Source organism: Marinococcus tarijensis (assembly GCF_054971385.1).
Window position 1 is genome coordinate 78,612 of the sequence record NZ_JBQOJA010000005.1, and the last position, 24,655, is coordinate 103,266.

The following is a 24,655-nucleotide window of genomic DNA, read 5'->3' on the forward strand; positions in this document are numbered from 1 at the left end:
AAAAAAAGCATAAAAAAGCACCTGTTCCGAAAGGGAACAGGTGCCGGGTTCTGCTTTACTGAGTGGCGGAAGTGGCGGAAAGTTCTTTTAATTCCGGAGTCAGGACTTCTTCCGTTTCCGGGCTGAAGAAGTGGCAGCGGTCCATGTTGAAGAAAAGGTCAAGCTTATCGCCGGCATGGATACTGCTGTTGGCATCGACCCGGGCAATAACCTGCTTGCCATTAACACTGGTGTAGAGCATAGACTCTGCCCCATTCATTTCAGCTACTTCAATATCAAGACTCAGTTTATTTTTCGAGGAAGTTGTTCCGCCCATTACGTGGTGGATGTCTTCCGGACGAATGCCGAAGGTTACTTTTTCATCTGCGAATCCACGGTCACGCAGTGTCTGCATTTTGTTTTCCGGAATCTCAAGCTTGTGTTCGCCGAGTTCGAGAATATTGCCGTTGATTTGCCCTTCCAGGAAGTTCATCGCCGGAGATCCGATGAAACCGCCTACAAAAACGTTCGCAGGATGATCGTATACTTCTTTAGGGGAGCCGACCTGCTGCACAACGCCGTCTTTCATAATAACGATACGGGTCGCCATGGTCATAGCCTCTGTTTGGTCGTGCGTTACATAAACCGTCGTAGTGTTTAAGCGGCGGTGAAGCTTAATGATTTCTGTACGCATCTGTACACGCAGCTTCGCATCCAGGTTGGAAAGCGGCTCATCCATCAGAAATACTTTAGGGTCGCGGACGATGGCACGCCCAAGAGCCACACGCTGGCGCTGACCACCGGAAAGCGCTTTTGGTTTACGATCGAGATAGTCCGTCAGTCCGAGGATGTCGGCTGCGTTTTTCACACGCTGATCAATGTCCTCTTTTTTGAACTTACGGAGCTTCAGGCCAAAAGCCATATTGTTGTATACGTTCATGTGCGGGTACAGGGCGTAGTTCTGGAACACCATCGCGATATCGCGGTCTTTTGGGGATACGTCGTTGACGCGCTCATCTCCGATGTATAAATCACCGTCCGTAATATCCTCGAGCCCGGCAATCATGCGGAGGGTAGTGGATTTCCCGCAACCGGACGGACCAACGAATACGATAAATTCCTTGTCCTCAACATCAAGATTAAAATCATCTACTGCAGTAACGTCACCATCGTATGTTTTTGTAATGTGATTCATGCGGATACCAGCCATAATAAGTTCGCTCCTTTTGAAGAAGGTTTATGTTATCTGTTGTTTATATTAAAGAAAACGCTTACAGATTAATATAGACAACCTGAACAAAGTTAACAAAAGAAATGTTGTGCAGGGTGAATAGAAAAGCTTAGGTTTTTTGAGGATATTCGACTAAAACCGCTGCGTCCTGCAGCGGTGTCGAACTAACCTAAGCGGGCACTAGCTGCGTAAAAATCCACCCTCGGAGTGAATGACCTGGCCGACGATCCAGTCCGACTCGTCAGACAGCAGAAAGGCGATTGCTTTGGCTGCGTCTTCCGGCTGGCCGATCCGGCCTTTACTGAATTTTTTCGAAAGCTCTTTTTCCATGGCCGGGTCCATCCATCCGGTGTTGGTCGGTCCTGGGTTGACGGCGTTAACGTTGATATCATACGGGGCGAGCTCGGCAGCGAGGGATTCGGTAAATGCCCGAACTGCTGCTTTCGTAGATACGTAGGCAATCTCGTTTACCATCGGTCCGAGATCCTGTCCGGAGGTGAGGTTTACGATCTTTCCAGTGATGCCAAAATCAATCCACCGCTGGGCGATTTTCGTCGTGAGAAGAAAGGGCGTACGCATATTAACGTAATAATGCTCATCAAGCGATTCTCCGTTTAGGCGCTCGTAGCTGTCGTTAGCTGAATAGGCAGCGTTGTTGACGAGTGCGGTTGGAAACAGCGGCAGCTCGTTCAGCTGCTCGATGAGTTCATTCGGCGCGCCCGGGTTCGAGAAATCAGCTTCGATATAATAAATTTCGATGCCACGGTTTTCGAGATGCAGTTTAAATTCTGCAGCCCAGTCGATATCTGAGCCCCAGGTGGTGAAAATAATATTTTCCCCGCGCTCGGCAAGCAGACGGCAGACAGCAGCGCCGATTCCCTGATCATGGCTCACTCCAGTTACTAGTGTTGTCATTGTATCGTCCTCCTTGAGCTTCTCTTCTTTTAAATATGAAGGAAAGGCGCCGATAAAGTAAACTAAAAACTAGTTTGCAGAAGAGGATTTTTCTGCTAGAATAATAAAAAATGTTTGTGATCACAGATCACAAAGGAGCGAGTGCTGTGAATCAACCGTTTTTGCATGTCTCAACGTTACGCACAGAAGTATACAAACTGCTGAAGCAGCAGATCATTCAGGGAGAGCGGCGACCCGGCGAGAAGGTGACCATCCGGCAGATTGCCGGGGATTTCGGAGTAAGCACAATGCCGGTCCGAGAAGCGATTACTACGCTTAAAACAGAAGGCTTTTTATTTGAAGAAAAGCGGAGTGTCTACGTGAGCCGTCTGTCTGTCAGTGAAGTCCGCGAGCTGTTTGCCATCCGTAATAAACTCGAAGAACTGGCGGTCGCATGGGCCTTTGAACAGATGAATGAAGAAAACCTGCGCAGGCTTCAGGAGCGAATCGCCGAAATGGACCAGTACGCTTCGGATCCGGTGGAGTGGAGAAAGCAGAATCGGTTGTTTCACCAGATCTGGTACGAGGCTTCCCGCTCCGAACCGCTCATAAAATCGCTCGAATACGTATGGAGCCGGATTGAAGCATATATGAATATCTATACAAATATTGATTCGGACGTACACTCGATCCACATGTCGCAGGAGGAACACAAGCAGATGCTTGTGCTGCTGAAGGAAAACAAGCGTGAAGAACTGCTTCGGCTGAATGGAAAGCACGCGGAAAAAACAGCAGAAGCCATTATCCAGGCCATTTCCGAGGAGGATTCGACAAATGAGTAAACAGGAAGCATTTATGAATAAGAATCTGCGTCTCGAACCTACGATGAGCGGGAATCTTTCCGGCTATACGTTTGCAGTGAAAGACGTGTTCGCGATCCACGGCGAAAAAACGTCTGCGGGCCATCCGGATTGGCTTCGAACCCATCCGGAAAACACATTCACTGCGCCGGCGATTGAACGCCTGCTCCGAAGCGGTGCCGCGCTGAACGGAACGACCATCAGTGATGAATTAATGTACAGCCTGCACGGCGACAATGTGCATTACGGCATGCCGGTCAATCCGGCCGACCCGGAGGCAATACCAGGAGGGTCCTCGAGCGGATCGGCCTCAGTGGCAGCGGCTGGCAGCGCCGGTTTTGCCCTTGGCACTGATACAGGCGGCTCGGTGCGCGTGCCATCATCCTATTGCGGTCTTTACGGCATACGTCCAACACACGGGGCCGTATCACTTGAAGGCGTCGTGCCTCTTGCTCCGAGCTTTGACACTGTCGGCTGGATGAGCAGAGAGCCCGGGGTCTTACAGAAGGTAGGAGAGGCGCTGCTTCCGGCGGGGGAGGAAGAAACCCCGTACCGGGCCATCTGGTGGGAGGAAGAGGCTTGGGCAGAATATGCCGATGAATATAAGCAGGCACTTGGAAAAGTGTTTTCCGCCGTGCAGGCGCAGGCAGAAACGCTGAATGAAAACAGGCTGGCGGAGGACTCACTCGCAGAATGGGCCGAAGTTTTCCGGCTGCAGCAGGCCGTGGAAATTGGAGAAATGCATCAGGAGTGGCTCAGGGAGCATAAACCGTCGTTTGGGCCCGGGGTCCGGGACCGGTTTGCATTTGCCGCAGACACCCGGCGGGAGGATTACTCCCACATATTTGAAAAACGAAAGCAGCTGCAGGATGAAGTGCAGCAAAGGCTCGGACAGGACACGGTGATGGTTATTCCGACCGTGCCCGGGCCGGCACCGAAAATTCAGGCCGGGGAAGACGAGATTCAGGCGGTGCGGAAGCGCACGATGCAGCTGACCTGTATTGCGGGTATCGGCGGGCTGCCGCAGGTGACCATTCCAATGGAAATGCCGGGAAAAGCCCCGGTCTCGATTTCAATTATTGCCAATCGGAACGATGACCGCCGGCTGCTGTCATTTGTCCAGCATGTCGTCCGGTATCTTCAGCATACTGATTTATAAAAGGGAGCGATTATCATGATCTCATTTGATCCGCACCATCATCCATATGCATCCTACCGCACGCCGACGTACGGTAAAAAAGGCATGGTGGCCACGTCACAGCCGCTTGCTTCCCAGGTAGGGCTCGACATTTTAAAAAAAGGAGGCAACGCTGTGGATGCAGCCGTCGCTGTGGCAGCAAGCCTGACTGTGCTCGAGCCGACCTCCAACGGCATTGGCGGGGACGCCTTTGCGCTCGTCTGGATGGACGGCGAGCTCCACGGCCTGAATGCCAGCGGCTATGCGCCGGAAGAGCTTTCCATCGACGGGCTGTACAAAGACGGCTATGACGAGATGCCAAAACGGGGGCCGGTACCGATCACTGTTCCCGGGGCGCCGGCCGCATGGGCCGAGCTTTCCCGTGCTTTTGGGAAACTGCCATTTTCCGAATTGATCGCCCCGGCTGTGGCTTACGCTGAGGAAGGCTATCCGGTAGCGTCCACGCTTGCAGCGCTGTGGGAGTCTGCCTTTGAAACACTGGAACAGGAGCTCGATCCGACAGTATTTGCCGACTGGAGCCGGGTGTTCGCGCCGGAGGGCCGTACACCGGCAGCGGGAGAGCTGTGGAGCTCTAAAGAGCATGCAGAGACGTTAAAGGAAATTGCGGAAACAAATGCAGAATCGTTTTACCGCGGAGACCTGGCGAAAAAAATAGACATTTATATGCGGGAGCAGGGCGGCTATCTGCGCTCCAAGGACCTGGCGCTGTACAAGCCGGAGTGGGTGAAGCCGATTTCGGTGCATTATAAAGGCTATGACGTTTGGGAGATTCCGCCGAACGGTCAGGGGATTGTGGCGTTAATGGCACTGAACATATTAAAAGAGCATGATTTTCAGGAGCGCGACAGCGTTAACACCCTTCATCATCAAATGGAGGCGATGAAGCTTGCGTTTGTGGACGGAGAGAAATATGTGGCCCAGTCGGATGCCATGACCCGGAGCACAGAAGAACTGCTCTCTGATGCTTACGGAGAGGCCCGGCGCGGTGAAATTGGAAACGAAGCGAAGGTCCCCGAAGCAGGGGACCCATACGGCGGCGGCACGGTATATCTTGCGACTGCGGACGGGGAAGGCAATATGGTGTCGTTTATCCAGAGCAATTACATGGGATTCGGCTCAGGAATGGTCGTTCCGGAGACCGGAATTGCCCTGCATAACCGGGCGCACAACTTTTCCATGGATGAAAAGCACGCCAATGGCCTGATGCCCGGCAAGCGTCCGTACCATACGATCATTCCCGGCTTTTTGACAAAGGGAGACGAACCCGTCGGCCCGTTCGGGGTGATGGGGGAGTTCATGCAGCCCCAGGGCCACATGCAGATGATCATGAATACGATTGATTTCGGCCTTCATCCGCAGGCAGCCCTGGATGCACCGCGGTGGCAGTGGAAGCGGGATACCCTGATTACGGTGGAGCCCGACTTCTCCAGGGCAGCCGCTCAGGCGCTGAGCCGGAAGGGCCACACGGTAAAAATAGAAACAGAGTCCTCGAGCTTTGGCCGCGGACAGATTATATGGAGAGATCCGGAAACCGGAGTGCTCTGCGGGGGCAGTGAATCCCGCACAGACGGCAATGTAGCTGCCTGGTAATAAAAAAAAGAAGAGGTGGAAGTGATGCAGTGGAAAATTTTTCTGGCCTTCTTCCGGGTTGGCATTTTTGGCTATGGGGGAGGCCCGGCGTCGATTCCACTTGTGCAAAAAGAAGTGGTGGAGCACTATAACTGGATGACCGACGAGGAGTTTGGCGATACACTCGCGATTGCCAATACGCTGCCGGGACCGATCGTCACCAAGCTTGCCGGTTATATCGGCTACAGCCGCGGCGGCATTCTTGGGGCACTGAACGGGGTGACAGCGATCGTCGCCCCAACGGCAATGTTAATGATTTTGTTTTTCAGCATCCTGTCCCAGTACCGGGACGCTTCATGGGTGAGCGGCCTGGCAAACGGGGTGCTGCCTGTAGTGACGGTGCTGATGGGAGTGCTGACCTGGGGGTTTATTAAAAAATCCGGCGTCGACCTGGGATGGGTAAAGACGATCGCATTTATCATTGGAGCCGCTGTGGTGCTTGGTATGCTCGGAGTGCATCCCGCAATCGTCATTGCCGTGCTTCTGATTGCAGCACTGGTGCAGAAGGATTCGGCTAAACGAGAGGAGGACACCTCCACGTGATTTACTTAGAGGTTTTTATGGCGTTTTTTATCCCGGGGATTCTCGGTTATGGAGGCGGGCCGGCGTCTATTCCGCTTATTCAGCACGAAGTTGTGAACCGGTACGAATGGATGAGCGTGAGTGAATTCAGTGAAGTGCTGGCCATCAGCAACGCCCTGCCGGGGCCGATTGCCACAAAAATGGCCGGCTACATCGGGTACGAAGTCGCCGGCTGGCCGGGGCTTGCTGCCGGTCTGTTTGCGACCGTTGCCCCGTCGTTAATTTTAATGATTGTCCTTATGGGCTTTTTATACAAATACCGGAACTCTCCGAAGGTAAAACGACTTACGGCTTACGTACGTCCGGTCATCGGGGTGCTGCTCGGCATTTTAACGCTGCAGTTTTTCACCAGTGCCTGGGAGGGTGCGGGCGGCTGGCAGACAGCCGGCATGCTTGTGGCAAGCTACCTGCTGCTTGAAAAGACGAAGCTGCATCCCGCGCTGGTCATTGTGCTTGCGATCATCTACGGCATTTTGTTTTTAGGATGACGGTTCTGAAGGAAGAACCGCCTGCATGGATAGTAAAAATCCCTGAAAATAACTGTCGGTTCCAGTGATGCTCCATCCGGCCTGTTCAATGTATGAATGGGTGGGCCGGTCGAGGTGGCAGCCATCGCAAAAATGCTTCCACACCGGGGTTATATTGTGCTGCAGCTTGGCTGCGGCGGGTTGCGGCATCTGGACGTGCTCGAGAAAATAGGCTTCGGCGCCTGGTTTACATACTCGTTTTAACTCCTGCAGCACCCGGAGAGGATCGCCTACAGAACAGAGCACGAGTGTACAGGCAAGACTGTCAAAGGTGTTGTCCTCGAAGGGCAGCCGTTCAGCCGAAGAGCCGAGCGTACGGATAGGAACCTGTGCGTGCAGCTGCGCCGGCAGAGACAGCAGGCGCATTCGGTCATTTGGTTCGATGGCAGTTACTTTGGTGGCTGCCCTGTAGTAAGGAAAATTTGCGCCGGGGCCGGAGCCGATCTCGAGAACATGGCCGGAGAGAGAGGGAATATGCTTCTGCCGGAGGGCATAAAGAAACTGATTTTCCACTGGCTGCATGATCGGAGTATACAATAGAGGAAAGATGTTCATCGTACCGCCGCCAATCTTTGTTTTTTTATAGTATAACAAAACCACCCTCTGCCGTGCAGAAGGTGGTTTTCTGTATTTAGGAGGAGTGAAGGGAAGCATTCGGATGGGACACAATGCAGGTCACATGGCCATCGATCGTAAAATCGGTTACGTGATTCGGGACGAGGAAATGGTCCCCTTTTTGAATTGGGGCGCTGTCGGTCAGATTATCGACCGTTCCGCTGCCTTCAATAACGCTGCAGAGCAGAAACGGTGCTTCGCACGTAAACGAAGCTGTGCCGTGCACCTCCCATTTGTAGACGGAAAAGTAGTCTTCCTCCACAAAGGTGGTGACTTCTGCCTCGCCGTCGGATTCGACGGAGGGTTCCACTTTCGCATCTTCATGAGGGAAATGAGTCACGTCGAGGGCCTGCTGCAGATGAAGCTCCCGCTTGTTCCCTTCATTATCGGTCCGGTCGTAGTCATAGACGCGGTAGGTGACGTCCGAGTTCTGCTGGGTTTCCAGAATGAGCACGCTCTCGCCAATGGCGTGCATCGTGCCGCTCGGTACGTAAACAAAATCACCGGGTTTTACCGGTACTTTCCGTAAAAAGGCGTCCCATTCGCCGGCAGCAATAAGCTCTGTAGCCTCCGACCGGCTGTCGGCGTTGTGCCCGGTTACTAGCTCCGCGTCTTCATCGCAGTCAATCACGTACCAGCATTCGGTCTTGCCGTATTCGCCGTTTTCGTTAGCAGCGGCGTACTGGTTGTCTGGATGCACCTGTACGGAAAGATCCCTGGCCGCATCAAGAATTTTGGTCAGCAGTGGGAAACGGTCGCCTTTTAACGAACCGAACCACTCCCGTTTATCCTGCCAGAGGTCCATGAGCGTTTTGCCCGCATAAGAGCCATTTGCTACGACGCTTGAACCGTTCTGGTGGGCGGCAAAGACCCAGGCCTCCCCAGTCGAGGCCGACGGGATATCGTAATGAAAATGAGTATGTAGTTTATCGCCTCCCCAGATGCGTTCCTGAAAGATTGGTTGAAAAAAGATAAATTGATCCATGTTCAGCCTCCGTTTATAGTTGTGTCTCTCTTATTTAATATGACAAAGAGCAGAATGCTTTGCAATTCCTGTGTGAATGTTTATGAAAATCCGTACGTAAATTTTTTCCGGCTTCAGCGGAAATACGACCGGCGGACCACCCTATTATAGGATATAGTAAAGGTATAGAAAACGGGAAAAGGGAGGCATTGCTGCCTATCGAACTTCTATAAAGCATGCCTACACTTTTTTTAATTGTCCAGCTCCGAATGTTACCGGCTGCGGTCCGTTCCGCGTTGTGATTAGAGACTCCTGTAAATAGATGGGCGTTTTTCGAATCCAGTTTCGACATGCAGCCGTTCAAGCCGTTGGCTTCATCCTGAGGTCATCGTCTGCGACGATTCCTCTAAGGCTTACGCCAGCCGGTTGAAGCGTCTGGGCAGCATGTCTCCACTTTTTTTATAAAAAAATTTCTTTTGACATTTTGCTGACACACAAACCACTTATAGTAATAAATGTAGAGGCCGCCACGGCTTATAACACTTCCGCGCCGCACCATGATTAACTTCTTAGAAAGCGGAGTGAAAGCCGGCTTCTGATACAGTTGCCACGTAAACGGCATCGAATCATCATTTTCTTCCGCCCTATATTTGCTGCATTGTCGAAAGGGAAAGTGCAACAAATGGCTGGCACACTTGAAGAAAAGGTGAGGATATGCAGCTTACTGGTTACCAGGACCTTAAATATGTTGACCCCCCTAGAACAACGATTGATCGTCCTGTAACTGCAGAAGAAGCCGAAAAGCCATGTGGATACGATGGCCCTATGCAAACAATCCAATTGTGTTTTAGCTGGGTTATTATTGCTCGGCTTAAGAGCTGCACTCACTCGGGTAGTGCACTCTTCATGGAATTACCCCCTAGATTCATATAGCTGTACGCCCTCGTTCCCCCGCGAGGGTCTTTTTTTTGTACCGGACCGCAGGGAAAACCCGTTTGTTCCTGCGCTTCGTTGATTTATAATGAAAGTACATAGAGAAAGGAGAGAGCATCTATGAGCTCGATTCTTGTAATTGAAGACGAAACATCAATCAGTCAGGTGCTTCGGGCCTATCTTCAGAAGGCGGGATTTGAAGTGACTCAAATATATGAAGGAAACGAAGCCGTGGAGACGTTCGACCGCGGAGCATTTGATTTGGCCTTAATTGATGTCATGCTTCCGGGCCGGGACGGCTGGGCGGTGCTTGAACATATCCGGAACACGAGCGACTGCCCGTGTATAATGCTGACTGCTCTCGGAGATGTGGACTATCGTTTAAAAGGATTCGACGGCGGGGCGGACGACTACATTCCGAAGCCGTTTGAAGGAGATGAAGTGGTGGCCCGCGTCCAGGCTGTACTTCGGCGCAGCGGTAAAACAGCTTCTTCAGCGGAAGAGGAGCAGTACCTTAAACGATTCGGCAGCCTGGTCATTGATGAAAAGGCGTACGCCGTGACACTGAACGGCCTGCAGCTGGACCTGACACCGCGGGACCTCTCATTGCTTATTTTTCTGGGCAATCATCCAAATCAGTTCTTTGACCGGGAGCAGCTGATTTCCCATGTATGGGGCATCGATTACGAAGGGAGCGACCGCGCAGTGGACCTGGCCATCAAGCGGATCCGCCGGTCGCTGAAAAACTGGCCGGTGGAAGAAGGAGAAATCAGAACGCTCCGGGGAGTGGGGTATCAGCTCAGTGTTAAAGAGGAATAAAGATAAAAAAGTTTCGCTGCTCCGCTACTGGACGACACGCTATTTTATTACGCTGTGCATCGGTTTAATTATTATCGGCCTGATTTCATTTTTCTGGCTCCGCTCCTACAATCTTGAACGGGGACTGAATGTTACCTCGTTTCTGGCGGATGAAATTTCAGAGGATTTAGCAGGTGCAGAAGATAATTCGATTGGCTTAAATGCCGACCTTGCCGCCTACGTGCGCGAGCGCCAGCAGGCATTCGATATTGAAACAGAGCCGCTTGTTTATGTCGTGGATAATAACGGAAACATCGTGTCCAACTCGTTGTTCGGAAATTCCCTCTATCAGGATCCCGTTGTATTTCCGGATTCATTTCTCGAGTCCGGCCCGCAGACGGTGAAGGTGCAGCAGGGGAGTCTGGAGCAGTACCTGGTAAAATCACGTATCCAGAACGACAACGGTTCCTTTGAAGGATGGGTGGTCATTGTCCAGCCGGCTGATTCATTAATTAAAGTTGGCGGCCAGTACCAATTGGTCGGCATTCTGCTGGTGAGCCTGGCCATATTGGGATGGCTTACGATTTACATCCTTTCCAAGCGGATGCTGCGCCCGATCAAGCAGATTGCTGAAGCCTTTCAGCGTGTGAAAGAGGAAAAGTACGCGATACGCATCAATACTGAAGCGAAGGAACGGGAGGTTGATGAACTGGTTACCGGCTTTAATGATATGACTACGAGGCTGGGTCAGCTCGAGAGCATGCGGACGGAGCTGCTTGCCGGTGTTACGCATGAGTTAAAAACGCCGGTCACTTCCATCAGCGGGATGGTCCAGGCAGTCAAAGACGATGTAGTGACGGGAGATGAGGCAAAGGAATTCCTGAGCGTGACGCTGGCTGAAACGGGCAGAATGCGTAATATGATCGCTGATCTGCTGGAATTTAATACCTTTTCCTCTCAGGGTGTGCCCACAGACATGCAGCCGTTGACGCTGGAGTCGCTGTTGAACGAAGTTATTCACCAGTGGTCGATTTCAAATGACACGGACCGGCTGGATATCCAAAAGCTGTACGGCGAACAGACACATGCGGTTTATACTGATCCCATGCGCTTTCAGCAGATTATGGTCAATCTTTTAAATAACGCAAACCAGGCAATGAATAAAGAAGGAACTTTAACTATTCAGTGTAGAGAAAAAGACGATCAAACGGTGGCAATTGAAGTAATAGACAGCGGTATGGGAATTGACGAGGAGGAACAGCTGCTGGTGTTTGAGCGCTTCTACCGGGGAGAAAATAAAAAGTACAGCGTGCACGGCCTCGGTCTCGGCCTGCCGTTCAGTAAACTCATCGCCCAGGGGCTTGGCGGTGATCTGTATCTGCAGTCGAGCCGGCCGGAAAAAACAGTGTTTGTATTTGAACTGCCGCAGGACTTCCCGGACGAGGAAACGAATCATGAAAAACAAACAGATGTAATGTAAAACCCTCTGCCTGACTTCTTCCTGACATGTTTCACTTATAAGATGAAGTGAGAATTCACTCTATGGATAAAAAAGAGGTTGAACTGATGAAAAAATGGATGTATGCCATCATTACCGCCTGTATACTATCGAGTGTGGCCCTGCCGGCCAATGTATCGGCGCAAAAAAGTGAAGCCGAAATAGAACGGATGGGCACAGATATCCGGGAGAATAATTTAATGGAAAAAGCAGAGCGTTACGGCATAGCTATTAAGGATAAGGATGAACAGGCCGTAATTGATGAAGTGCTGCTGTCGGAATGGAAGGAAAAAGCAGCCGTTTATGGCGTGGATGTTACTGAAGATGTGTCGCAGATGATGGCGGACGTAAGGGAAGTAGAAATTACCCAGGCCGCTCAGGCGCTCGGTATTGATGCAGAAGGAAAAGATGCAGAGGATATACTTGAAGAAATTTTAAACAACTATGCCGATGAAGCTGAAGCAGAGGGACTGTATCCGTTTGAACAGGAGCTATAAATGTAAAAAGCAGCGTTCTCCCAAAGGAGGACGCTGCTTTAATGCGGTTACGGGGTGTACGTTGGGTCAAACGTCGGAAGCTTTAACAAATTGTCTGTCGTTGACTGATCCGGATGGGTCCGAAGATAGGCCGGGGTGTTTGGATCTTCCGGATGGACGGTGTCCACGCGTACTTTATCCCCGCCGTCTACACGGTAATAGTAATCCTTGCCTTCATCAATGCTTGCGATCGCTTTTTCGATTGTTTCCTCGGTACCGTCCACCAGCTGTATATGCGTAATGTGCTCTTCCTTTTCCCGGCTGCCGCCTATATGAATGGCAGTAATTTGATAATCCATGAAAAGCCTCCTTATATTATTCGTATATTATGCGTGTTTCCCGAAATATAAATTTTTAATCCGGGGGTTTCTGCCTCAGAATTTTATTTACTAATGAAAGAAGGACCAGGAGAGCTACAAACTCTCCTGGTCCTTTTAAAAATATTTATGATAATTGCCGGTCTTCCTGAAAATAAGCATCAATCACTTTAAGTTCATCGTAGGGCACATGCTGATCGTTGATCACCTGATAGCCGCCGAACCCAAGGCCGGTAATCACGACCAGGTCACCAGTTTCAGCCAGCGAGAGCGCCGTATGGATGCCGTCCTCGCGGTGCTTTCTTTTGTATACATTTTCCGCTTCGGGATCCTGGAAGCCCGAGGCAACGTCATCGACGATCCGCTGCCGGTTATACGGGCCGGGGTGGTCGACGGAAACAATGATATGATCTGCTTTTCCGTCCACCGCTGCTGCCATTTTCGGACGTTTGGCCGGGTCCCGGAGACCGATCCCGGTAATCATGAGGATAAGCCTATTATGGGGCAGGCTTTTGACCGTCTCCACGACCAACTCCAGCGCGTCAGGCGTATGGGCGTAATCAAGGATAATCTGCTTACCCGGATAATCGGAGACAATCTGAAAACGTCCTTCCGCGCCCTGAATACCTGGAAGAGAGGACAAAATTTCGGATACCGTGTAGCCGACAGCAAGACACGATCCCACCGCTGCCAGCGTGTTGGAGATATTATATTCACCAAATACCGGAGCTCTGGCTAAGTAGGAGCGTCCCTGCACAGTGAGCAGAAAGCTTGAGCCGCCTGCATCCGTGCGGATGTTGCTCGCCATAATGTCTGCAGGGCGCCGGATACCGTATGTCCAGACCGGGCCGTCGAACATGTTTAAAATGTCCTGGGCCATGCCGTCATCATCAAGGTTCACCACGGCCTGGCGCGATTGCTCAAATAATTTTAATTTTGCCCGTTTATAGTTCTCCATCGTGCCGTGAAACTCCATATGCTCGGACACGAGATTGGTGTGCACGCCCACCTCGAATTCGAGGCCGTGCAGCCGTTTTAAATCGATGGCAATAGAAGTTGCTTCCATCGCTACTGTACGTGTACCTTCTTCATAAAAGGAGGCGAAAATATCATGCAGGTCTGCCGCTTCCGGCGTAGTAGGGGTGGTGGGCTTAAACGGGTGCTTGTTGTTTTTAGACCATACTCCAGCTGTTCCTATAATGCCCGCAGGCTCTCCTAAATTGTTCAGCATTGACCGTATATAAGCCGTAACGGTAGTTTTTCCGTTGGTGCCCGTTACGCCGAAGAGGTTCATTTTTTTGTGAATGTGGTGGTGCAGATGTGCTGCGTAGTCAGCCATCGCCGTTTTGCTGTCCTCCACGAGAACGAATGTGACGGCCGGAAATGAGGCAGCAAAGTGGAGCAGTGTATCACGGTCGCTTCCTACGATGGTGGACGCTCCGTTACGGACAGCATCCGGAATAAACGTATGCCCATCGATATTTTTGCCCGGTATCGAGACAAAGCAGCCATTTTCCTGGATTTTCCGGGAATCATAAGTGACGTGAGTGATTGTCGATTCAATTGGGCCGAAAACATCCTGAAAAGGCAGAGAAGTATTTTTTTTCCAGTTCCATTTCATCTATTAGTTTCTCTCCTTTCTGCTTATAGTCACAACTACCGGGGCAGGAAGTATGTGTCATACCCCATTCCCTATCAAATGGATAATTAATCCTTGTTTCCTGAATACATGTTTTTCTATGATAGGATAAAAGATATTTCACATTTGGAAAAAATAATTGAAGACGGAAAGGAGGGCCAAGTTGAACCGCAAAAAATACAAATTGCAGACAAAAATTGGATTCCTGGTATTTCTGCTTTTGCTGCTGGTGATTGTTCTTGCAAACAGTGTTTATGCCTGGAATGAATTCCGTCAGGAAACCAACGATGCCAGGCAGCTTGCCCTGCAGACCAGTCGATCCGTGGCAGGGTTCCCGGCAGTGGAAGATGCTTTTGAGAATGGGGAAAAGCAGGAAGCAGATGTGATTAGTGAACAGATACGCATGCAGGTGAACGCAGACCAGGTATACATAATTGATCGAAACAGCGAGGTAATTGCAGGGGATGGCAAAGAGCTTGATCCTGATTCGGGGGATGCGTATACAGCTTTAGTATTCGGCGGAAGCTACGTGAGAGAGGGAAACACAGATAATGAAGAAGTCATCCGGAGTCATGCGCCTGTTTCAATAGACTATGGCGATTATACCTCTGTGGAAGGAGCGGCTGTTGTTGAATATTCCAAAGCTGCCATCAGGGCAGATGTGTGGAAACAGACGGGCCGGACAGCTGCCATTTCACTGATTGTTCTGCTGATCGGAGCTGTTTGTACCGTATGGCTATCCAGAAGTATCCGCTCGGATACGCTGGGACTGGAGCCTTATCAGATTGCTGATCTGTACCGGGACCGGGCGGCTATTATTGGCTCTGTGCATGAAGGGATTATTGCGGTAGATAATAATGACCGGGTTACGATGGTTAATAAGGCTGCGGAGGAACTTCTTCAGCTTCCCCAAAACCACGAGGGACTGCTGATTGAAGAAGTGTTTCCCTCTTCACGGAAAGGAAAAATTTCAAAGGACAGCTCAGTGATTCGAAACGAAGAAATAATAACAGCTTCGAAAACCTTAATTGTAAATGAAAGTCCAATAGCTCAATATGGGCAGAAGGTGGGAAGAGTGTTCACATTCCGGGATAAGACAGATATGAAGCAAATGATAGAAGCATTCTCTGATGTGAAAAAATATTCTGATGATCTGAGAGCCCAGTCCCATGAGTTCACAAATAAGCTTTACGCGTTAATGGGTCTGCTGCAGCTCGGTTATTACAAAGAAGCAGAACAGATGCTTATGGATGAATCCAGCACTCAGCAAAGACACACGAAGATGGTGGTAGATCAAATTCAGGATGAAAAGCTTCAGGCTGTGCTTCTCGGGAAGGCAGCAGCGGCTTCTGAGAAAAAGACTAACTTTGTTATAGATTCGGAATCCTTTTTATCCATTATGCCAAGGCATGTAACTTTGACTTCATTAATTATTATTGCCGGGAATTTAATTGATAATGCAATTGAGGCGGTGAGTGGACAAAAGGAACGGGAGGTAAGTTTTTTCGTAACTGATATTGGCAAAGATATTGTCATGGAGATAAGAGACAACGGACCTGGGATGCCGGAGCATTTTCAAACTGAGCTTTTTCGGCAGGGCACTTCTTCGAAGGGAGAAGGCCGTGGCTATGGTATGACAAATGTTAAAAATGAAGTCGACGATCTGGGCGGAATGATTGAGGTAGACTCAAATCCGGAGGAGGGCACAGCGGTAAGTGTGTTTATTCCCAAAGAAAGAAACGAGGAGGGGTTAAGTGATGCGTAAGGCATTAATTGTGGAGGACGATTATCGTATAGGCATGCTGCACGAGAAATACTTAGAAAATATTAATGGTATAGAATCTGCGGGTCACGCTCTGAATGCGAAGGAAATGTGGGAACTGCTCGAGGAAAGACAAGCTGACGTGCTGCTGCTTGATATATATCTTCCGGACAGTATGGGAATACATTTACTTGAGGATCTTCGTCACTTTTATCCTGGCACAGACATTATTATTATTACGGCAGCCACAGACCGGGAATACCTGGAGAAGTCGCTGCGCGGCGGTATTGTTAACTATTTGATTAAGCCGGTGACCATTGAAAAATTTGAACAGACAATAAAGGGTTATTTATCAAAAAGAGACTCCATGGATGCTGTGCAAAATGTGAATCAGCAATTCATTGATGATTACCTGTCCCAACCGGTGGAATCGAAGCCTGCTGCAGATAAACGAGAGCTTCCGACCGGTATTGACTACTTGACGCTTGAAAGTGTAGAAAAGGCTTTACGCGAAGCCCACGGCGGACTCACCGCAGAGCAGGCGGCAAACAAAATAGGTGCTTCGAGAACCACGGCGAGAAGGTATTTAGAATTTATGATTTCTGAAGGAGAAGCAGAAGCCCGTCTGGAGTACGGCATTGTAGGGCGGCCGGAACGGCATTATTATGAAATTTAAGAAGAATTCGTTTAAGAGCTCTTTTTTTGTGAACAAAATGAACAAAAAGCATTAAAAAAATTAAAAATGAGTAATTTTGAAAACGGTTACAATTGACTGAAAAATCTTTAAGATTGTTGATACTATAAAGAAATGCGTGAGGAGGGGAAACATTGAAAAAAATAATGCTCTTGTTATTATCTATTACGTTTATCGGCGGCTGTTCCGCAGAGCAGTCTCAGGGTGAAGAAAGCGATTATCCGCCGGACTTAATTGAATTTGTGGCTCCAGCTACTCCTGGAGGCGGCTGGGACCTGACTGCACGGTCAATGCAGAGAGCTCTGAATAATAATGAATTGGTAGAATCTGATATTAATGTAGTGAATAAACCCGGCGGCGGGGGTGAAGTAGGCTTTCAGTATTTAAAAAACAGAGACAGCAATACGCTGGCTGTGAATTCGAGCCTTTTGTTCACCAATAATGCGTTAGGGTTAAGTGAATTATCCCATGAAGATTTCACACCGCTGGCGATTTTAGCTACGGAATGGCAGTCAATCGCAGTTGGACCAGACTCTGAGTATCAAAATCTGGAATCTGTCATGGAACAGCTGAAAGAAGAGCCGGAGTCTTTAAAAATAGGTGTCGCTCCGGGGCTTGGTAATGATGATCACCTTTCATTTATACAAGCTGCCCAGGAGTATGGTATAGATCCGTCAAAGCTGGACTTTTTAGTTTATGAAAGTGGCGGAGAAGTAGTTACTGCCTTACTTGGCGGCCATATTGATGTTGCGACGATGTCAGTCTCGGAAGCAAGTGAACAGTATAAAGCCGACCGGCTGGATATTGTAGGTGTCTCCTCAGGAGAGCGCTTGGATGAACTGCCAGAAGTACCTACATTCAAAGAACAAGGTGTGGATCTGGAATTTCCTCATTGGCGCGGGGTTATGGGTCCTCCTGATATGACAGAGGAAGAGATTGCTTATTGGGATGAACGCCTGCAGCAGATGGTTGAAACGGAGGAATGGCAGACGATTCTTGAAAACAATCAGTGGGATGATTACTACATGGATGCAGAAGAAACAGAACAATTCATGGACGAACAGGAGAAAACGTACGAAGAACTACTGACAAACGCTGGTTTGACAGAATAGAAAGAGGTGATTTGCATGACAGTGGTTAAATTATCGCTGCCCGCGGTGTTTGTACTAACGGCAGTAGTTTTTATCATCGCGACCTTAAATTTAACTCAGGCCCAGCTTGGAAATGCTTTTGGCCCGCATTACTTTCCAATGGGGGCTTCCGTACTGCTTCTCATTTTAAGCATCTTTTATCTCATTCGTTCCTACAAAGAACGTCACCTGGAACACAAGGAAGACGAAGATATACAGGCAATTGCTCAGGGCCGGACCCCGTATATTATTGTAGGAACGCTTGTTTTCGGTGTAGTGTATGCGCTTATATTTGATTTTACCGGCTATATTATTGCTACTCTGCTGTATTTAGGAGTGCTTATGTTCATTATCAACGGTAAATCCAAATGGCTCATCAATATACTTACAACACTTATTTTCACTTTTATGTCCTGGTACATTTTTGCGGAAATGCTGAATATCAGTCTGCCATAACGAATAGGGGGAACAAAAAATGGATTACGGATATTTTATAGACGGTCTAATGAATGCAATCACCCCCCTTAATTTACTTTTTGTTTTTTTAGGAGGGCTTTTGGGTACGATTGTGGGGATGCTCCCCGGGCTGGGCCCGGCTACAGGCGTAGCGGTATTGATACCGGTTACCTTCGGCATGGAACCGATCAGTGCGATGATTTTATTAATTGCCATTTACTACGGAGCTATGTATGGAGGCTCGAGAAGCTCTATTCTTTTAAATACACCTGGGGATGCATCAGCGATTGCAGCGTCGTTTGACGGTTACCCAATGGCAAAAAAAGGTCAGGCCGGGCAGGCGTTGGCTATAGCTACGATAGCTTCCCTGATCGGAGGAACAGTAGCGGTCGTAGGCTTTACTTTTCTTGCAGGGCCGTTGGCTGATTTTGCCATACGCTTTGGACCGGCCGAATATTTTCTGTTGATGCTTTTTACACTTTCAGCTATTGTATCCCTCTCCCGCGGAGATATGCTGAAGGGGTTTATTTCTATGTTATTTGGATTAGTGCTGAGTACTATTGGGGTAGATGCTCAAAGCAGTGTTTATCGTTTCACAATGGGACTGCCACAGCTGACCGAGGGCATTGATTTTCTTATAGTTATCATCGGCATTTATGCTGTCGGTGAAGTATTGTATAATTTTATCGCCATTAATCGGCCACCGGAAAAGAAAAACAAGGTGGAAAGCCTGTGGTTTACCAAGGAACAATGGAAGGCTTCAAGAATGCCAATCGTTCGAAGTGCTCCGCTTGGTTTTTTAATCGGGGTGCTGCCTGGCGCAGGCGGATCTATCGCTTCGATGCTTGGCTATACTACTGAGCGGCAGTTATCAAAGACTCCAGAAAGATTCGGCCAGGGAACGGCTGAGGGGGTGGCAGCTCCAGAGTCAGCAAATAATAGTGCTTCTGTAGGTGCCTTGATTCCATTGTTAAGTATGGGAATACCGGGTTCGGGAACAACAGCTGTCTTATTAGGTGCTTTGGTGATGATTGGTATACAGCCCGGTCCATTGTTGTTCGAAAGTGAACCAACAACCATTTGGACATTGATTAACAGCATGTTTATTGGAAACCTGTTTTTAGTAGTAATTAACATTCTATTGGTTGGACTTTTAATTAAAGTACTTGATACGCCATCGCATATTCTTTATCCATTAATACTGATGCTTGGGTTTATCGGTGCATACACGCTCAGCTATAGTACCATAGACTTCTATATTTTATTAGCTTTTGGCGTGCTCGGTTTAGCATTTAAACTGCTGCGTTTCCCGATCGCTCCTTTAATTCTGGCGTTGATTGTGGGACATGATATGGAGCAGAATTTCCGCAAGAGTTTAATTGTGTCCGACGGCAGTCCTTCGGTGTTCTTTTCTTCGCCAATCAGTATCGTGCTGATTATTATGATCATTTTATCGATCAGCGTTCCTTTCATTTTGACCGCAGTAAAAAATAATAAAGCAAAGCAGGCATAATTCATTTAAAGGGCAAGGACTCAGAAGAGTTCGATGCCCTTTTTTTCAACCTGTGCTACAATGCAGGCAGAATGATAGTGATAAGGAGAAAAAGAATGAAAATATGTACGGTGGATGCTTTTACGAACGAGGCTTTTTACGGGAATCCGGCAGGCGTATGCCTGCTGGAGGAAACGGACCAGAAGTCTGAGACATGGATGCAGCAGACAGCTGCAGAAATGAACCTTTCGGAGACCGCGTTTTTGGTTAAAAAGGGAGAGGGCGAATACGGAATACGCTGGTTTACCCCGTCCGCTGAAGTGGATTTGTGCGGTCATGCGACACTTGCCTCCGCGCACGTACTGTGGGAAGAAGAAAAGGTTCCGGAAACGCAGGCGATTACGTTTCAAAGCGCGAGCGGGCCCTTGGCTGCTTTTCAAAAGGAAGGAGCCATCTGGCTTGATTTTCCGTCGGAGCCGCCGGAGCCTGCGCCTTTAAATGAGGAACTGCTCCAGGCTCTTGGGGTGGAGGCGCCTGTGGTGGAGCAGAACCGGATGGACGTTATTGTAGAAGTCGATTCCGAACAGACGCTCCGGGACCTCGTGCCGGATATGAAAGCATTGGCCCAGCATACGACGCGGGGGTGTTTAGTTACTTCCCTGTCGGAAGAAGAGGGGATCGATTTTGCGTCACGCTGCTTCTTTCCGGCTATTGGTGTAGAGGAGGATCCGGTAACGGGTTCGGCGCATTGTGCCCTCGGTCCGTACTGGGCAAAGCGTATGGCAAAGCAGAGCTTCACGGCCAAACAGCTCAGTAAGCGGGAAGGCATTGTAGAGGTGGAAATGCACCGCAGCCGCTGTCACATCGGCGGGCGGGCAGTGACCGTCATGAAGGGCGAGTGGCTCGCCTGATAAAGCGTGAAAGGAATCTTATCTGTAAAATAGAAGTGGGCGCCCGGCATTAACAGGCGCCCGCTTCTATTTATGTTTTGACGAAGGCATGCCTTCCCAGCGATCAGCTTCCTCCATATGAATGCCGAACTGGTCGAGCGTGCGGTAGGCAATATGGTCGACCAGTTCATTGATATCTGCCGGCTGATTATAAAAGGCAGGCATCGGCGGAGCGATGGTTACGCCGAGTTTGGAAAGGGCGAGCATGTTTTCCAGATGAATAGTGTTAAGCGGCGTTTCCCGCGTCATCAACAGCAGGTGCTTGCGTTCTTTTAAAACCACGTCGGCTGCGCGGGCGATAAGGTTATCCGCAAAGCCGTGACGGATGGAGGCAGTCGTTTTCATGCTGCACGGAGCGATAATCATGCCTTCGGTTCGAAAGGAGCCGCTCGATATGCGGGCGGCCTGATCCTTCGAGGAATACGAAACGTCTGCCAGCGCTTCTACCTGGGACGCTGTGTACGCTGTTTCAAGCGGAATAGTAGCCTTTGCCCAGGAGGATAAAATCAGATGGGTTTCAATGTCGGTGGATTTTAGTATTTCGAGCAGACGGATGCCGAAAATGGCGCCCGTTGCGCCGGTAATGCCAATAATAATTTTCAAAAAAAGAACCTCCTTCATGAAGGCCGTAGGAAGACCTTGTTCGCTCGTTTGATTGTATCATGAGTGAGAGCGAACGCGCATGAAAGAGGCGCCTGGGAGAGGCTGGACATATTAATCGGCCTGCATCCCCCGTCGACGTTATACAAAGATCCGGTAACGAAGGACGCCCGGTCGGAAGCAAGAAAAAGTACGACTTCTGCTACTTCCTTTGGCGTGCCGAAGCGTTCGGCGGGTATTCCTTGACGAATCGCAGCCGCTGCCTGCTCCGGATCATCCGGCGTTAGATTTTGTTGAATACTGGTGAGCATCTGTGTGTCGATAGCCGCTGGTGCCACAGCATTCACCCGGATGTTCGCCGGAGCTGCTTCCAGAGCGGCGGTTTTCGTCAAACCGGCTACGGCATGCTTGGAGGCAATGTACCCGGCCATGCCTGCTGAACCAATATAGGCGGCGTTGGAAGCGGTGTTGATGATTACGCCATATTTCTGTTTTTCCATTTGTCGTATCATATGCTTCAGCCCAAGGAAAATACCGGTCGTGTTTATATTCATGATCAAGTCAAACTGGTTCTTCTCCAGATCTTTAATTGGTGCGACCGGACCATTAATGCCTGCATTATTAAAGAAAATGTCTATTTTCCCGAAGGCTTCTGCTGCCTGACATAGTTTTCGACGTCCTCTTCCTTTGTTACATCGGCCTGGATAACAGTGACTGTCTGTTCTCCGCCCGTTAAATTGTTTTTAGCGTTTGTTAAGGCTTCTTCATTAACATCTACAAGAACAACGTCCGCTCCATTATCGAGAAACAGCTGGGCTGTTTCTTTGCCAATCCCGCCGGCGCCGCCTGTAATTAAAGCTGTTTTCCCATCCAGCATCGAAACCCTCCTAATAGTATTAAAATACGTTCGGTAATAAAGTAAGAAGATATACCTATATTATATTGAAAACGTTTCCAAAAATCAAATTAAACAATTAGATTTTTACAATGTAAGAAAATGTACATTTCAAATGGAAAATATCAGCTGTTTTTAGAAATAATGCACAGAGAAAATAATAAATTTGTGTGATGATAAACAATGATCCGTTGCATATTTCTCCGATAAAATAAAATTAATCATTAAACGAATGGATGAACCAATTAAACATGAATTGTTCGTTTTTTATTTAGGAGGTAAATATCATGCAGGTACGGCAGGATCTGAGACCAATTACTAGCGAGAAAGAAAGAATCCTTGGGCCGAAAGCTTATGTGGCAATGTGGTGGGGAGATACCATTATGATCGGCACATTCATGCTCGGTTCGAGTCTGATTCCGCCGTTTGGCGACCTGAACCTTTATCAGGCAGGGGCTGCACTGCTTTTGGCAAATATTATGGCCGCTCTGTTGTTTTCATTAAATGGATATGTAGGATGGAAGCACGGTATTCCGATGGTTGTTCAGCTTCGTTCGTCCTTTGGGCCGGTTGGCTCCAGAATTCCCGCCCTCTTACGGAGTATTCCGGCTTTGTTCTGGTTCGGCATACAGACTTGGCTCGGGGCGCAGGCGTTGAACCAGATTGCCTCGAGCTTTATAGGCTTTGAAAATGTATGGGTGTGGTTTTTCGGCTTTCAGGCCCTGCAGATTTTTCTTTCCGCTAAAGGCATTGAATCCATCAAATGGGTGGAAATCATAGGTTCTGTCATCATTATGGGCGGTATCATCTACTTAATTTTCCTGTTTTTAACGACGTTTGGATTTGAGGTGCAGGCAGCTGCGAACGTGGACGGCTCCTGGGGCATTCCGCTCTGGCTGGCGATGACCGTATTGGTGGGACAGTTTGCAGCTCTTTTGATCAACGTGTCGGACTACACAAGATACGTGCCGAAAAAGACAAAAACATCCACCTATATTAACGCTCATCTGGTTGGCATGGTGCCGCCGAGCATTCTGCTTCCATTTATCGGAATGCTCGGAGCGGCTGCGGTTGGAATTTGGAACCCGATTGATGTTATTTCCGAATATATTCCTTCCACCGTCGCAAGCATTATCGTACTGGTTTTTATTGCGATAGCCCAGGTGACGACAAACTTAATGGCCAACATTATGCCGCCGGCGCTCGTGGCGATGGACCTTTTTAAAATTTCCTGGGCGAAGTCATGCATCATTATTGGTATACTTGCTACGTTCACATGCCCGTGGTGGCTGATGAATGCTGCATATTTTACAACATTCATTGCTATCGTCTCCGCCTTTTTGGGGCCGGTATTCGGTGTGATGCTTGCAGACTTCTTTTTCGTGCATAAAAGGAATTATAATGTAGCAGCGCTGTACGAACAGAGCAAGCTGTTTCAGACTTTTAAAGGGTGGAATCCTGCAGCTATTATATCTATTGTTGTTGGTACTGCCGTTTCCTTTATCAATATCGATGGATCCTGGTTTATCGGCGGACTGCCGGCGCTGCTTCTCTACACTATATTGATGAAATACTGGATTGCAGGGCATGAACCGTATGTTCAGGAGGGTATGAATCAAAGCTTCAGTGAAGAAGAGTCAGTGAACGAAAAACCGGCTCCGCAATGGATAAAACAATAATAAGAAGAACAGGCCGCTGCCTGTTCTTTTTGTATTTAAATTCTTTTTTTAGTATAATTATACAAAAAGGGAGGCAGGGCGATGGTACATCTTATAGAACTTTTACAGGAAACCTATGACATCGATTATGCGGCGGAAGATATCCAGCAGAAAGCGGCGGAATTGTTTTTTCCGGAAATGAATGAAAAGGAAAAAATAGAAGCTGCCTACTTATTTGTGCGTGATGAAGTCAGCCATTCGTGGGACATTCAGGGTGAAACAGTTACCCGGAGAGCCTCGGAGGTTCTGAAATATGGGGAGGGGATCTGCTGGTCCAAGTCGCATCTGCTGGCGGCACTTCTCCGCTCGGAAGGGATACCCTGCGGCTTCTGCTATCAGCGGCTAAGACTCTTTGATGAACCGGCAGACGGCTACTGTATTCATGCGTTAAATGCCGTCTATCTTAACGAGGAAGAAAGATGGGTGCGGCTGGATGCAAGGGGCAATAAACCCGGTATTGATGCACAATTTTTTACCGATAAAGAGCAGCTGGCCTTTAACGTGGAGGAGACCAAGGACGAGCGGGACTACCCAGGAATATACGCGGCTCCGCCGGCAGAGCTCCTGGACGTTCTGGATCGTCATGGGGACCCGGTGTATATGTACCGGTACGCGCTGCCTGAGTCGCTCTCAGAGGGAGATGTTTAGAAAGAAGTCAGTCTGCATAAAAACAGGCTGGTTTTTTTGTTCCAATCTGCAGGACCCTGGTGTTATGTTCTTTATGGATAGCTTATGATTCATGGCATTCGGGTAAAATG

At 49.0% G+C, this 24,655-nt stretch carries 23 protein-coding genes and 1 pseudogene; 16 read left to right on the plus strand and 8 right to left on the minus strand.

The features are described 5' to 3' along the window. Positions 1 to 55: 55 nt before the first annotated feature. A complete protein-coding gene (locus ACTTK7_RS04275) occupies positions 56 to 1,189 on the minus strand; it encodes an ABC transporter ATP-binding protein (protein WP_462866090.1) in 1,134 nt (377 codons plus the stop codon). A gap of 201 nt (positions 1,190 to 1,390) precedes the next feature. After that, a complete protein-coding gene (locus tag ACTTK7_RS04280) occupies positions 1,391 to 2,125 on the minus strand; it encodes an SDR family oxidoreductase (RefSeq protein WP_462866092.1) in 735 nt (244 codons plus the stop codon). A 146-nt stretch (positions 2,126 to 2,271) separates the two neighbouring features. Here ACTTK7_RS04280 and ACTTK7_RS04285 point away from each other — a divergent pair, with 146 nt between their 5' ends. The 5 genes from ACTTK7_RS04285 to ACTTK7_RS04305 are packed head-to-tail and all read left to right on the plus strand — an operon-like array spanning position 2,272 to position 6,861. Next, entirely contained in the window at positions 2,272 to 2,946 is a 675-nt protein-coding gene (locus ACTTK7_RS04285; RefSeq protein ID WP_462866094.1) for a GntR family transcriptional regulator, read from the plus strand. Then, positions 2,939 to 4,123, plus strand: a complete 1,185-nt coding sequence (locus tag ACTTK7_RS04290) for an amidase (protein WP_462866096.1) — start codon at positions 2,939 to 2,941, stop codon at positions 4,121 to 4,123. Before ACTTK7_RS04285 ends, ACTTK7_RS04290 begins: the two co-directional genes overlap by 8 nt. A 15-nt stretch (positions 4,124 to 4,138) precedes the next feature. Next, positions 4,139 to 5,752 (plus strand): gamma-glutamyltransferase, encoded by a 1,614-nt coding sequence (ggt, locus tag ACTTK7_RS04295; RefSeq protein ID WP_462866098.1) that lies wholly within the window; start codon positions 4,139 to 4,141, stop codon positions 5,750 to 5,752. A gap of 24 nt (positions 5,753 to 5,776) precedes the next feature. Then, entirely contained in the window at positions 5,777 to 6,334 is a 558-nt protein-coding gene (locus ACTTK7_RS04300; RefSeq protein ID WP_462866100.1) for a chromate transporter, read from the plus strand. Further along, complete coding sequence (locus tag ACTTK7_RS04305; RefSeq protein WP_298787389.1) at positions 6,331 to 6,861, plus strand: chromate transporter; 531 nt, start codon at positions 6,331 to 6,333, stop codon at positions 6,859 to 6,861. The genes ACTTK7_RS04300 and ACTTK7_RS04305 overlap by 4 nt, the downstream gene beginning before the upstream one ends. Here the strand turns inward: ACTTK7_RS04305 and ACTTK7_RS04310 are convergent. Both ACTTK7_RS04310 and manA read right to left on the minus strand, forming a co-directional pair. Next, the gene (locus ACTTK7_RS04310; protein WP_462866102.1) at positions 6,853 to 7,494 is read right to left on the minus strand and encodes a class I SAM-dependent methyltransferase; all 642 of its coding nucleotides are present in this window, start codon (positions 7,492 to 7,494) and stop codon (positions 6,853 to 6,855) included. The two genes, ACTTK7_RS04305 and ACTTK7_RS04310, sit on opposite strands and share 9 nt — an antisense overlap. A 37-nt stretch (positions 7,495 to 7,531) precedes the next feature. Further along, positions 7,532 to 8,500 (minus strand): mannose-6-phosphate isomerase, class I, encoded by a 969-nt coding sequence (gene manA, locus ACTTK7_RS04315; RefSeq protein ID WP_462866104.1) that lies wholly within the window; start codon positions 8,498 to 8,500, stop codon positions 7,532 to 7,534. 1,032 nt (positions 8,501 to 9,532) lie between these two features. On the opposite strand from manA, the gene ACTTK7_RS04320 reads away from it, so the two are divergent. From ACTTK7_RS04320 to ACTTK7_RS04330, 3 genes are all read left to right on the plus strand, one after another. Next, positions 9,533 to 10,231: a response regulator transcription factor gene (locus ACTTK7_RS04320; RefSeq protein ID WP_298787383.1), complete on the plus strand. Its 699-nt coding sequence runs from the start codon at positions 9,533 to 9,535 to the stop codon at positions 10,229 to 10,231. After that, the gene (locus ACTTK7_RS04325; RefSeq protein ID WP_462866107.1) at positions 10,215 to 11,690 is read left to right on the plus strand and encodes a HAMP domain-containing sensor histidine kinase; all 1,476 of its coding nucleotides are present in this window, start codon (positions 10,215 to 10,217) and stop codon (positions 11,688 to 11,690) included. The genes ACTTK7_RS04320 and ACTTK7_RS04325 overlap by 17 nt, the downstream gene beginning before the upstream one ends. An 86-nt stretch (positions 11,691 to 11,776) precedes the next feature. Next, on the plus strand, positions 11,777 to 12,205 hold the full coding sequence (locus ACTTK7_RS04330) for a hypothetical protein (protein WP_462866108.1): 429 nt from the start codon (positions 11,777 to 11,779) through the stop codon (positions 12,203 to 12,205). Positions 12,206 to 12,252: 47 nt separating this feature from the next. Here ACTTK7_RS04330 and ACTTK7_RS04335 read toward each other — a convergent pair whose 3' ends face one another. Together ACTTK7_RS04335 and ACTTK7_RS04340 are read right to left on the minus strand one after the other, a co-directional pair. Beyond that, positions 12,253 to 12,543 (minus strand): DUF3892 domain-containing protein, encoded by a 291-nt coding sequence (locus ACTTK7_RS04335; RefSeq protein WP_298787378.1) that lies wholly within the window; start codon positions 12,541 to 12,543, stop codon positions 12,253 to 12,255. A gap of 145 nt (positions 12,544 to 12,688) precedes the next feature. Next, positions 12,689 to 14,182 carry a UDP-N-acetylmuramoyl-L-alanyl-D-glutamate--2,6-diaminopimelate ligase gene (locus ACTTK7_RS04340; RefSeq protein ID WP_462866110.1) on the minus strand — a complete coding sequence of 498 codons (1,494 nt, stop codon included), beginning with the start codon at positions 14,180 to 14,182 and terminating at the stop codon, positions 12,689 to 12,691. Positions 14,183 to 14,363: 181 nt separating this feature from the next. Here ACTTK7_RS04340 and ACTTK7_RS04345 point away from each other — a divergent pair, with 181 nt between their 5' ends. From ACTTK7_RS04345 to ACTTK7_RS04370, 6 genes are all read left to right on the plus strand, one after another. Next, positions 14,364 to 15,965, plus strand: a complete 1,602-nt coding sequence (locus ACTTK7_RS04345) for a sensor histidine kinase (protein ID WP_462866112.1) — start codon at positions 14,364 to 14,366, stop codon at positions 15,963 to 15,965. After that, positions 15,958 to 16,638, plus strand: a complete 681-nt coding sequence (locus ACTTK7_RS04350) for a response regulator (protein WP_462866114.1) — start codon at positions 15,958 to 15,960, stop codon at positions 16,636 to 16,638. Before ACTTK7_RS04345 ends, ACTTK7_RS04350 begins: the two co-directional genes overlap by 8 nt. A 152-nt stretch (positions 16,639 to 16,790) precedes the next feature. Further along, the gene (locus tag ACTTK7_RS04355; RefSeq protein ID WP_462866116.1) at positions 16,791 to 17,768 is read left to right on the plus strand and encodes a tripartite tricarboxylate transporter substrate binding protein; all 978 of its coding nucleotides are present in this window, start codon (positions 16,791 to 16,793) and stop codon (positions 17,766 to 17,768) included. A gap of 15 nt (positions 17,769 to 17,783) precedes the next feature. Then, complete coding sequence (locus tag ACTTK7_RS04360; protein WP_462866117.1) at positions 17,784 to 18,242, plus strand: tripartite tricarboxylate transporter TctB family protein; 459 nt, start codon at positions 17,784 to 17,786, stop codon at positions 18,240 to 18,242. A 49-nt stretch (positions 18,243 to 18,291) separates the two neighbouring features. Further along, positions 18,292 to 19,755 (plus strand): tripartite tricarboxylate transporter permease, encoded by a 1,464-nt coding sequence (locus ACTTK7_RS04365; protein WP_462866209.1) that lies wholly within the window; start codon positions 18,292 to 18,294, stop codon positions 19,753 to 19,755. A gap of 95 nt (positions 19,756 to 19,850) precedes the next feature. Then, entirely contained in the window at positions 19,851 to 20,645 is a 795-nt protein-coding gene (locus ACTTK7_RS04370; protein WP_462866119.1) for a PhzF family phenazine biosynthesis protein, read from the plus strand. Between the two features lie 66 nt (positions 20,646 to 20,711). Here ACTTK7_RS04370 and ACTTK7_RS04375 read toward each other — a convergent pair whose 3' ends face one another. Both ACTTK7_RS04375 and ACTTK7_RS04380 read right to left on the minus strand, forming a co-directional pair. Further along, positions 20,712 to 21,287: a UbiX family flavin prenyltransferase gene (locus tag ACTTK7_RS04375; RefSeq protein ID WP_462866121.1), complete on the minus strand. Its 576-nt coding sequence runs from the start codon at positions 21,285 to 21,287 to the stop codon at positions 20,712 to 20,714. A 14-nt stretch (positions 21,288 to 21,301) separates the two neighbouring features. Further along, positions 21,302 to 22,161 (minus strand): annotated as a pseudogene (locus ACTTK7_RS04380) (SDR family NAD(P)-dependent oxidoreductase). Between the two features lie 305 nt (positions 22,162 to 22,466). Here ACTTK7_RS04380 and ACTTK7_RS04385 point away from each other — a divergent pair. Together ACTTK7_RS04385 and ACTTK7_RS04390 are read left to right on the plus strand one after the other, a co-directional pair. Then, positions 22,467 to 23,858, plus strand: coding sequence for an NCS1 family transporter (locus ACTTK7_RS04385; protein WP_462866123.1), 1,392 nt, complete (start codon positions 22,467 to 22,469; stop codon positions 23,856 to 23,858). Positions 23,859 to 23,939: 81 nt separating this feature from the next. Continuing rightward, positions 23,940 to 24,545, plus strand: a complete 606-nt coding sequence (locus ACTTK7_RS04390) for a transglutaminase-like domain-containing protein (protein ID WP_462866125.1) — start codon at positions 23,940 to 23,942, stop codon at positions 24,543 to 24,545. The last annotated feature ends 110 nt before the right edge of the window (positions 24,546 to 24,655 follow it).

What these genes read in the sequence shown, in the direction of transcription:
- ACTTK7_RS04390 (WP_462866125.1), top strand. Translation starts at nt 23,940, where the DNA reads ATGGTACATCTTATAGAACTTTTACAGGAAACCTATGACATCGATTAT.
- ggt (WP_462866098.1), top strand. Translation starts at nt 4,139, where the DNA reads ATGATCTCATTTGATCCGCACCATCATCCATATGCATCCTACCGCACG.
- ACTTK7_RS04320 (WP_298787383.1), top strand. Translation starts at nt 9,533, where the DNA reads ATGAGCTCGATTCTTGTAATTGAAGACGAAACATCAATCAGTCAGGTG.
- ACTTK7_RS04300 (WP_462866100.1), top strand. Translation starts at nt 5,777, where the DNA reads ATGCAGTGGAAAATTTTTCTGGCCTTCTTCCGGGTTGGCATTTTTGGC.
- ACTTK7_RS04340 (WP_462866110.1), bottom strand. Translation starts at nt 14,182, where the DNA reads ATGAAATGGAACTGGAAAAAAAATACTTCTCTGCCTTTTCAGGATGTT.
- ACTTK7_RS04360 (WP_462866117.1), top strand. Translation starts at nt 17,784, where the DNA reads ATGACAGTGGTTAAATTATCGCTGCCCGCGGTGTTTGTACTAACGGCA.
- ACTTK7_RS04385 (WP_462866123.1), top strand. Translation starts at nt 22,467, where the DNA reads ATGCAGGTACGGCAGGATCTGAGACCAATTACTAGCGAGAAAGAAAGA.
- ACTTK7_RS04330 (WP_462866108.1), top strand. Translation starts at nt 11,777, where the DNA reads ATGAAAAAATGGATGTATGCCATCATTACCGCCTGTATACTATCGAGT.
- ACTTK7_RS04275 (WP_462866090.1), bottom strand. Translation starts at nt 1,189, where the DNA reads ATGGCTGGTATCCGCATGAATCACATTACAAAAACATACGATGGTGAC.
- ACTTK7_RS04335 (WP_298787378.1), bottom strand. Translation starts at nt 12,543, where the DNA reads ATGGATTATCAAATTACTGCCATTCATATAGGCGGCAGCCGGGAAAAG.
- ACTTK7_RS04350 (WP_462866114.1), top strand. Translation starts at nt 15,958, where the DNA reads ATGCGTAAGGCATTAATTGTGGAGGACGATTATCGTATAGGCATGCTG.
- ACTTK7_RS04365 (WP_462866209.1), top strand. Translation starts at nt 18,292, where the DNA reads ATGAATGCAATCACCCCCCTTAATTTACTTTTTGTTTTTTTAGGAGGG.
- ACTTK7_RS04280 (WP_462866092.1), bottom strand. Translation starts at nt 2,125, where the DNA reads ATGACAACACTAGTAACTGGAGTGAGCCATGATCAGGGAATCGGCGCT.
- ACTTK7_RS04370 (WP_462866119.1), top strand. Translation starts at nt 19,851, where the DNA reads ATGAAAATATGTACGGTGGATGCTTTTACGAACGAGGCTTTTTACGGG.
- ACTTK7_RS04290 (WP_462866096.1), top strand. Translation starts at nt 2,939, where the DNA reads ATGAGTAAACAGGAAGCATTTATGAATAAGAATCTGCGTCTCGAACCT.
- manA (WP_462866104.1), bottom strand. Translation starts at nt 8,500, where the DNA reads ATGGATCAATTTATCTTTTTTCAACCAATCTTTCAGGAACGCATCTGG.